Raw genomic sequence first — 7682 nt, 5'->3', positions numbered from 1 at the left:
CTTGCCGAGCCAGTCGTCGATCTTCACGTAGAGTGCGGTGAGAAGGGTGTGGATGTCTGTCGTCACAAACAGATCATCGACACCCTTCACCTTTAACCCGGCCAACTACCGGACATGGCAGTTGACGCGCGTACAGCCGCAGCTCAGCTCATCAGATCGATGAGTTAGGACTTACTCGTCTAGTTGTCACAATGCATCGGCCAAGCATGTCGGCAGGGGTGACTTTGGGGTAGCACCCGGAGTAGGGCCAAGTTGATGTGATGCTGAAACGCAGTGTCCAGTGGCTGGTGTACGGTTTGAGTTGACGTAGCCGCGGTTCGTGGAAGGCCAGTGCGACAAAGGGCTGTAGTCGCGTCTCTATCCGATCTTTGCGGTGGTTCTCGTACAGGCGCAGCCAACTGGCTTCCCGGTGATCGCCGCGTTCACACGCTGTTACCAAGGCGACGGTTCCGAGGAACGGCCGCAACGACTGGCGGTCGTACACCGGACAACCACGCATGGGCCGCGTCGGCGGCGATGGCCAGATCCGGTGCATGATCGTTGAGCATGACCGTTCGTTCGATGCGCAGACCGAGACTGAACTTGCGCATCCACGGGCTGAGGATCAGATACGTGTTACATTCCGGGCGGGAGTAGGTGATCGCGTCGATGGATTTTGATGGAGGGCTGGCGGCGGCGAGCCTGTCCCGGATGGTGACGAACAGCCTGAAAGCCATCGGGTTCGTTGTGCATCGGCGTGGTCAGGCCCCAGTCGGGGAATACGTAGGGGTCCTGGTGGAGGAAGGTTTTCCCGACGAGGAGGGCGGGGTCTTCGTCTCATGGCATACGTCGAAGGAAATGCGGGTTGCATGCCGGGCCGCGATCGATCAAGACGATTTGAAGGCACCGGCCTTCCGGATGTCAGCCGGAGTTGAGTACACGATATTCCAGATGCTGCTCAGCGTTTTGACGGAGGCTGGATTTGAAGCTGCCGAGGCGGATGGTTTCCGTCATATGCAGATTCACGTCATAGGGGTGACCGGCCCCACTCTCGGAGACTTGGTTGAGCCCATCTGACGAGGTGCGCACAGGCCTGAGCCGGCGACGATGTGTGAATAGCCACCTCCCCACGAGAATCGGACGAAAATAGCTTTCTGGGTCCAGGCCCCTTAAGGTCGCTTGAGAATGGAAGATTTAACCGAACCTACTCCGCGGATCCCACGGAAGATCGGATTCATGCGAAATCGCCCCTCAGGGCACCGCTAGATCGTGCTTTCCGAAGCTCCGTCCGAGCCTGTTTGGTATCGAGCTTCTCCAGCCCGCGGTGGGCCCAAAACTAAGAATCGAATCGAGTGAGTAAAGCTGCTCCACAAGAGTAAGCAGGGCGGCCTCCGATCTGCTCTCGCTGATCAGCTCCAGGAGCCAGGAGCGCATTGCAAGATTGGGCTCAGGGCTGGCGAGCTCAGCATTGGAACGCGGTAATCAAGTCCTCGGTGTGCTCATTGACATGCGCCAGGAGGTCGGCGAAACCTTCCTCCGCAGTCATCCCGTCGCGGCTGTACATCATTCGCTGCCGCTGCTCGAACTTCTTGCTCACCCGCCGACACTATCCAGGACTGGAGATGGTGTAACCGATAACCCCCGATCGATCTGGACACGCACTGAACTCGGCAGTTCAGCACGGCTGAAAGTCCGGAGACCGGTCACCCAGCGTCACGGCCCGGCGAGTCGTCGGCGCACGCTCGGCGGCAAATGAGTATGACGAGACGCTCCGAACGCCAACCATGGTGAATGCGCCTGGAGATCTCGAGGTGTTCTGCTGGGTGGCTGTCTCCGTCGCTTCGGGCGCCAGTGGGACGCGGCATTCGACACCGCTTGATCGGCTTCTGTGGAGGTGTTCGGTGATGTCGCTGATGGTGGGCTCCGTGGAGCGGTACCTTGCGGCATGGGCAGGATCGATCGTCTGCGCGCTGCGGTCGCGACGGCGGAGGAGTCGTTCGGGCCGGATGATCACCGTACGCTGGCCGCTCGGCTGGCTCTCGGCCGCGGCTTCTACGAGGTCCCTAACGAAGCGGAGGCCTATGCCGAACTGGCGGCATTGGCCGACGACTGCACGCGGGTCCTCGGGCCGGAGCATGCGGACACGCTGATCGCCCAGTACGAGGCGGGCATGGCCTGCCTCGGCCTGCACACCTTCCAACGCCACCCGGATCCGCAACGGCTTCCCGAGGCCATCGGGCGACTGGAGAAGGTTGCCGCCGACCGGGAACGGCTGCACGGGCCTACCCACCCGGACACCCTCCGCACCTGGCGAAACCTGGCCCACGCCTACAGCACTGCGGAACGCTACACCGAATCCAGACCCTTGAACGAGCGGATCCTCGCAGGCTGGAAACAGTTGGTCACCGACCGGAAACGAGAACTCGGCCCCGATGCCCCGGGAACCCAGACCGCACGCATGGGCCTCGCCGGCTGCCTGGGATTCCAGGAGGGCCGGGTACTGGAGCAACAGGTTGCCGAATCGCGGGGCAGGCTGGTGGCCGAGCGAATCGCAACGCTCGGCCCGGTGCATCCCGACACCGTCGACGAACGCGTGCGGCACGCCTACACCGTGTTCGACCCCGCCGAGAAGGCGCGAGTGCTCGAGGGGATCGCCGCGGATCTGCTGGACGCTTTCGGGCCGGCCGACCCACGCACGTTGAACGCCCAGGTGGATCTCGCCTTTTGCTATTACCTCAGCACACGCGATCTGACCGCAGCCAGTGATCTTGCCGGGCGAATCATCAATGAGATCCGCCGGGTGCTCGGTCCGGAGCACGACTACTTTCGGCGGGCCAGGGCCGTGTTGATAGGCGTACACCAGGCCAACGGCCGCACAGAAGACGCGGACGCCGTGACCGCCCGCTACCCGATACCAGACGACGAGGACGAAGACGGCGGGATGAGAGCCCACTGAGAAGGGCGCATCATCGCTAGGTTCGGATCGTGCCGATGAGGGAACGTGTAGATCGACCGACGTTGCTCTTCGGAAGGCATGACGGGCCATGCGTAGGCTGCTGTTCTTTCTCTGCGGCGTGGCCTTGGGCGTCAGCTTGCTGATCATGCTGAGCGCCGGTACCGGCGCGGGAGCCCCATTCGGCATAGCGTTCTGCGCCCTCTTGGTCGTGGGTACGGCGATCGGCGGCCGATGGGGTCGTGGGCCGGTGGCCAGGGGAGTCCAGGCTCCCTACCTGGCAAGGGCTGGTATCGCAGTCGTAGTGCTATGCGCCTTGATGGTCGGCATGCTTATTTGGAAGCCATTTTTAGGAGACGGCCTGCCGATGGGATGGTTTCTCGCCTGTATAGCAGCCAGCGGGCTTCTTATGGTGCCTGTCGGCTTGATGGGCCGAAAGCCGAAAGGATAACGGACAACGTCTTCTCATCGGCACGAGCGGACACCGGCCGGCGCCAGGCAGCCCGTGACGCTCCGTCGCACGCGACTCGCGGCAGATCCGGACGTCTGATCTATGCAAGCCGCGCGACTCGGCTACCGGCGCATATCCGCAGTCCGCTCCGTCACGAAGCTGTGCCGAGTGACGCGTTCATTACCGCGGTCCACGCAAAGCGCATTGCGTTCAAGGTCGATCCAGAAGGTCTGCCCAGGGCATGCGTAGGTCGGCTCTTGCAGGTAACACCACTCCACCGCACTGATGAGCGTCAAGCGGTCAACCGTCACACGCTCGAGAAGTTCCTCAAACCGAAGGGCAGACACCTGCTGATCCTAACTCGGTTGGCACTACGGGCGTGCACGCTCATCGGCACGACAAGACGCCGGGCCGTCACAGCGGGCCAGCCACCGACCGTGCCGGCGGCGCCCGGCCCGCGCGCGGGCAGCGGCTAGATCAGTAGGTTGAGGCTGCTGAACCTCGCTACCTCTGCGTTGCCTTGGCGAACTCGTCGGCGAGCAAGGCGTAGACCGCTACGTCCCGGTGGCCGTTCGGGAATCGGACCGCCCTGCGCAGGACACCCTCAAGGGAGAAACCGAATCGCTCCGCCAGACGGTGGCTGCGGTCGTTGGTGGTCAGGGTCCGCATCTCGACTCGGTGCAGACCGAGGTCGCCGAAGGCATGGCCGAGCACAGCGTCCAGTGCGCGGCTGACAACCCCTTGGCCTTCGGCGGCGGCGTCGATCCAGAACCCGATCTCGGCGGATCCCGCCGAAGTCTCGATGGCCAGGTTCATTGCTCCGACCAGGCGATGACCGTTGTCGGCGCGAATGCTGATGGCGAGTGGAAGGCGGGTACCGGCGAGCCAGGCATTCCCGGAGCGTTCCAGAGCGGTGCGGGTGGCCTCCAACGTCGGTTCTTTGATGCCCGGCGACCAGACTGCCAGCCGAGCATGATTGGCGGCCAGGAGGGCGTGGTACGGGACAGCGATCTCCGGAGTGCGCGGTATCAGGACGATGCCGTCCCCGATCGGCCAGGTGAACCGGGTATTGGTGATCGGCATGCAGCGGATCCTAAACGTCTATAAATCGAATGTCCGGCCGGGCAATGGCCTCTCGTCGGCACGACGATACGTCGGTCCGCGTGAGCCGGCGGCCGGCCGTGACGGCGGCTGGTCCCGAGTGTGGACAGCGGCGTGTGAGCACGCACGGCGCTGGATCGTTCCGATCTCAGTCCAGAGCCAGCATCCATTCCAGGGCATGGCGGGCAGTCACGATGCCGGGCTCACGGGACTGCGCGGTGAAGACGAGTACGCGGCCGCCCTTGCGCGGGAGTAGGTAATGTTCCTGCCACCATCGTTCGCCTTCGTGCTCGTATGCCAGCTCGATGACCTGCACGTCACCGGGCATCGTGCGGCGCTCGACGACCGTCTGGCCCTCGGCAATCAGTATCTCCGGGTCGGGGATATGCGCCGGGCCCTGCACGGAGATCGACGCGTCATTCTCGCCCACCAGGCAGTACGGCGGCAGCGTCGACTCGATGTCGAAGTGCAAGGGCCATGCCACATCGAAGCTGCTGGTCTCGATGACCCAGAACGGATGGTCCGGGCCGGGACTCACGTCGACGATGCCAGGCGCCGAGTGCGGTTCTGCCGGGTCGACGAGCGCCGTGGCTGGGCCGTCTTCCCGCCAGTTCGTGACGAGCACGGCGTCGGCCGCTGCTTCGGAACGCGCGAACGTGTATGGCCAATACGGCACCAGCACCACGCCATAGCCGGCGAGGCGGGCCATGACGTGTCCCATGGACGCGCACTGTAGTCAGAGGACCCCACCGCTGGCGCACCAGCCCCGCGTATCCACGCGACGTTCCGCGCGGTGAGCTGACGATGCCGTTCCTGCATGCTCTCCCGGTCACCCGGGGATTGCGCCGCGCTGGCGCTCGATCTGGCGCACCTCGACCGGGAACGCGATCGTGTCACCTACGTCGAGGAGAATCCGAGGTCCAGCAACGCTGCACGACGAGAAACGGAAGGAGCGAACCATGGTGACCTGGGTGGACGGGGCGATCGATGACCCGGGGCCGGCGTCGGAGACGGCGGTGCGGCAGGCGCAGGACGAACTGGAGGTCGACCTGCCTTCGGAGTTCCTGGCTGTCGCACAGGTCCATCAGGGCGCCGCTCCGGTCCCCGCCTCGATCGACCTGCCCAACGGTTTCCGCACCGCGGTCGATCATCTCCTTCACTTCGAGGATTCGCCGTTCGTCAGCAACATCGTCGCCGCCATATTCCCTCTGCTCGACGTACTGGAGGAGGGGATCATCCCGTTCGCCGCCGACGCGGGCGGCGACTTCTTCTGCTTCGACTACCGCGCTGACGACGATCACCCGTCGGTCGTCTTCTGGAGCGTGGACTGGGGAGTTTTGCCGCTGGCGCCGAGCTTTGCCGCCTTCCTCGGCATGCTGCGAGATTAGGGATGGCGATTCAGAATGGCTCGAGCCGCGCGCCGAGCAGTGCATCTTCGCGGCAGCGAGGTCTTGCCGCGTGCCGGAAGCAACTCCGATGACGCGGACCATGTGGTGCTGGGAGACGCATCGTGCTCCGCGTCCGCGGGGACCGTTCAGGGAGAGGGTCTGACGGCCCCGCTCAGGTGATCGAGTTGTACACCGGGACGAAGCCCAGGCTCGCACCGGTCGGGGAGAATACCTCGATCTTGCGGACCACCGTGCCCGGCCGGGACGCGGCGGCGCTGTTGCCCACGCCGATGCCGCCCGTGGCGAGCATCTTGCCGGTGGTCTTGATCGTGCCGACCGCGGAGATCTCCGCGTCCCCGGTCCGCTGCATGATGACTGCGTCGGCAGGCGCGTACCAGTCGACCGCGGCCTCGACGTTGTTCCAGGCGACGGTGACCTCTGTCGCACCCGGAACGACCGTGCCGTTCACGGTCTCCACCGGCTTCACCCAGATCGCCGCCCGGTCCGGGTCGTCCTGGCGACAGTGGTTGCCGACGACGACCACGTGGTGGGAGCCCTGGTTGACCGCGATGCATGTCGACTTTCGCTTGTTGTGCACCCGGTTGCCGGTGATGGTGACGTCCAGGGCGTACAGAATGTTGATGTTGCCCAGGTTGTCCATCAGTGTGTTGCCGGTGATCGTCACCCCGTGTGCACGCAATTTCTGCGCTTCCGGCACGTTGTCGGACGGCTTTTCCAGATGCTTGCGCTGACCATCGATCTCGATGCCACGAAGGACACATCCGGTAATGGTGTTGTCGGCGACGACGAGGTTCTTCAGGGACTGGGTGTAGATGCCGGACTGGCCGCAATCGGTGACGGTGTTGCCGGAGACCACCGTGCGGTCGGAGCCCGCCAGCACGTTGATGCCGTCGTAGTAGTCGGAACTGTCCTGCCACGGGCCACGCTCGGCCTCGTCGGTGGACCACCAGTCCATCGCCACATGGTTGCCGATGATGCGGATGTCACGGCCGTTGACCGAGATGCCCTGCCGGGTGCCCTCGGTGACGCAGCCGGTGATCAGCACGTCGTCGGAGGCGCCCGGCGGGTCGTCGAAGACCGAGATGCCGGTGTACCGCACATCGATCACCCGGACGTTGCGGATCACGCACCGGTTCGCCTTGGCCAGCAACAGACCGTTGTAGACCTGGGTGCGGTCGGTGTCGCGGATCGTCAGGTCCTCGACCGTGACCTCACGCACGTCAGCCAGGCGCAACACCGTGCTGATGTGGGCGGCGGTCGGCTTCGCGCCGGCAAGCTCGAGCGTCGCCCCGTTGCCGGCGATCGTCGCGTTCGTGTAACCGGCGAGGCTGAGTTCCTCGCTGACCCGGAACACCCGTCCCGGCGGGAAGTACACGCTCCTGTGCGGCACACTCGCGTTCGCGGCGTTCAGCGCCGCCTGAATCTTCGCCGTGTCGTCGGCGACCCCGTCACCGACCGCACCGTGGTCGAGGACCGAGACCCACCCCTCGTCCCGAACGGCCGCCTGGGCCGCCGCCGGCGCCACGACTGCGGCACCGGCTGCCGCCGCACCGCCGACCATCGCGGCCCGCAATGCGTTCCGCCTACTGAGCATGTCCGTCACGCGGCACAAGATAGCGAAGATCGGCGATGCGCGAAGTCCCGCCCGTGCTGAGCCCGGAGCTGGAGGCGCGCCAGCCGGGCAGTTACGGCGGACTTCGCAGAAGCAGGTTCTCTGGGGGTGCCTGCACTCGCCGCCCTGCACTGTCGCCGACGCCGTAGACGGCGAGTTGCGGGAGGGGCCTACCAG

General features: G+C 64.7%; 9 protein-coding genes. 3 read left to right on the top strand and 6 right to left on the bottom strand.

Going from position 1 to position 7682, the window contains the following annotated elements:
• Nucleotides 1–151: 151 nt before the first annotated feature.
• Both BC793_RS52830 and BC793_RS48915 read right to left on the bottom strand, forming a co-directional pair.
• A complete protein-coding gene (locus tag BC793_RS52830; RefSeq protein ID WP_373871240.1) occupies nucleotides 152–499 on the bottom strand; it encodes a DUF6193 family natural product biosynthesis protein in 348 nt (115 codons plus the stop codon).
• The gene (locus BC793_RS48915; protein ID WP_146246366.1) at nucleotides 423–716 is read right to left on the bottom strand and encodes a hypothetical protein; all 294 of its coding nucleotides are present in this window, start codon (nucleotides 714–716) and stop codon (nucleotides 423–425) included. Before BC793_RS48915 ends, BC793_RS52830 begins: the two co-directional genes overlap by 77 nt.
• On the opposite strand from BC793_RS48915, the gene BC793_RS20745 reads away from it, so the two are divergent.
• On the top strand, nucleotides 637–1056 hold the full coding sequence (locus BC793_RS20745; protein ID WP_109594616.1) for a hypothetical protein: 420 nt from the start codon (nucleotides 637–639) through the stop codon (nucleotides 1054–1056). The genes BC793_RS48915 and BC793_RS20745 overlap by 80 nt on opposite strands.
• 385 nt (nucleotides 1057–1441) lie before the next feature.
• Here the strand turns inward: BC793_RS20745 and BC793_RS52345 are convergent, their stop codons facing one another.
• The gene (locus BC793_RS52345; RefSeq protein ID WP_275416216.1) at nucleotides 1442–1576 is read right to left on the bottom strand and encodes a hypothetical protein; all 135 of its coding nucleotides are present in this window, start codon (nucleotides 1574–1576) and stop codon (nucleotides 1442–1444) included.
• Between the two features lie 348 nt (nucleotides 1577–1924).
• Between BC793_RS52345 and BC793_RS20735 the strand changes: the two genes are divergently transcribed.
• Complete coding sequence (locus BC793_RS20735) at nucleotides 1925–2935, top strand: tetratricopeptide repeat protein (protein WP_109594614.1); 1011 nt, start codon at nucleotides 1925–1927, stop codon at nucleotides 2933–2935.
• 952 nt (nucleotides 2936–3887) lie between these two features.
• On the opposite strand, the gene BC793_RS20720 is transcribed toward BC793_RS20735, so the two are convergent.
• Nucleotides 3888–4466 carry a GNAT family N-acetyltransferase gene (locus tag BC793_RS20720; protein WP_109594608.1) on the bottom strand — a complete coding sequence of 193 codons (579 nt, stop codon included), beginning with the start codon at nucleotides 4464–4466 and terminating at the stop codon, nucleotides 3888–3890.
• Between the two features lie 166 nt (nucleotides 4467–4632).
• Nucleotides 4633–5205: a hypothetical protein gene (locus tag BC793_RS20715; protein WP_146246364.1), complete on the bottom strand. Its 573-nt coding sequence runs from the start codon at nucleotides 5203–5205 to the stop codon at nucleotides 4633–4635.
• 238 nt (nucleotides 5206–5443) lie between these two features.
• Here BC793_RS20715 and BC793_RS20710 point away from each other — a divergent pair, with 238 nt between their 5' ends.
• Complete coding sequence (locus tag BC793_RS20710) at nucleotides 5444–5872, top strand: SMI1/KNR4 family protein (RefSeq protein ID WP_109594604.1); 429 nt, start codon at nucleotides 5444–5446, stop codon at nucleotides 5870–5872.
• A 172-nt stretch (nucleotides 5873–6044) separates the two neighbouring features.
• Here BC793_RS20710 and BC793_RS20705 read toward each other — a convergent pair whose 3' ends face one another.
• Nucleotides 6045–7487, bottom strand: a complete 1443-nt coding sequence (locus BC793_RS20705) for a right-handed parallel beta-helix repeat-containing protein (RefSeq protein WP_239170206.1) — start codon at nucleotides 7485–7487, stop codon at nucleotides 6045–6047.
• Nucleotides 7488–7682: the final 195 nt, after the last annotated feature.

Origin of the sequence: Actinoplanes xinjiangensis (assembly GCF_003148685.1) — a bacterium.
Lineage (GTDB): Bacteria > Actinomycetota > Actinomycetes > Mycobacteriales > Micromonosporaceae > Actinoplanes > Actinoplanes xinjiangensis.
This window is presented reverse-complemented; position numbering and strand designations above follow the sequence as displayed.

What these genes read in the sequence shown, in the direction of transcription:
- BC793_RS20715 (WP_146246364.1), bottom strand. Translation starts at nt 5,205, where the DNA reads ATGGGACACGTCATGGCCCGCCTCGCCGGCTATGGCGTGGTGCTGGTG.
- BC793_RS20705 (WP_239170206.1), bottom strand. Translation starts at nt 7,487, where the DNA reads ATGCTCAGTAGGCGGAACGCATTGCGGGCCGCGATGGTCGGCGGTGCG.
- BC793_RS20720 (WP_109594608.1), bottom strand. Translation starts at nt 4,466, where the DNA reads ATGCCGATCACCAATACCCGGTTCACCTGGCCGATCGGGGACGGCATC.
- BC793_RS52830 (WP_373871240.1), bottom strand. Translation starts at nt 499, where the DNA reads ATGCGTGGTTGTCCGGTGTACGACCGCCAGTCGTTGCGGCCGTTCCTC.
- BC793_RS20735 (WP_109594614.1), top strand. Translation starts at nt 1,925, where the DNA reads ATGGGCAGGATCGATCGTCTGCGCGCTGCGGTCGCGACGGCGGAGGAG.
- BC793_RS48915 (WP_146246366.1), bottom strand. Translation starts at nt 716, where the DNA reads ATGGCTTTCAGGCTGTTCGTCACCATCCGGGACAGGCTCGCCGCCGCC.
- BC793_RS20710 (WP_109594604.1), top strand. Translation starts at nt 5,444, where the DNA reads ATGGTGACCTGGGTGGACGGGGCGATCGATGACCCGGGGCCGGCGTCG.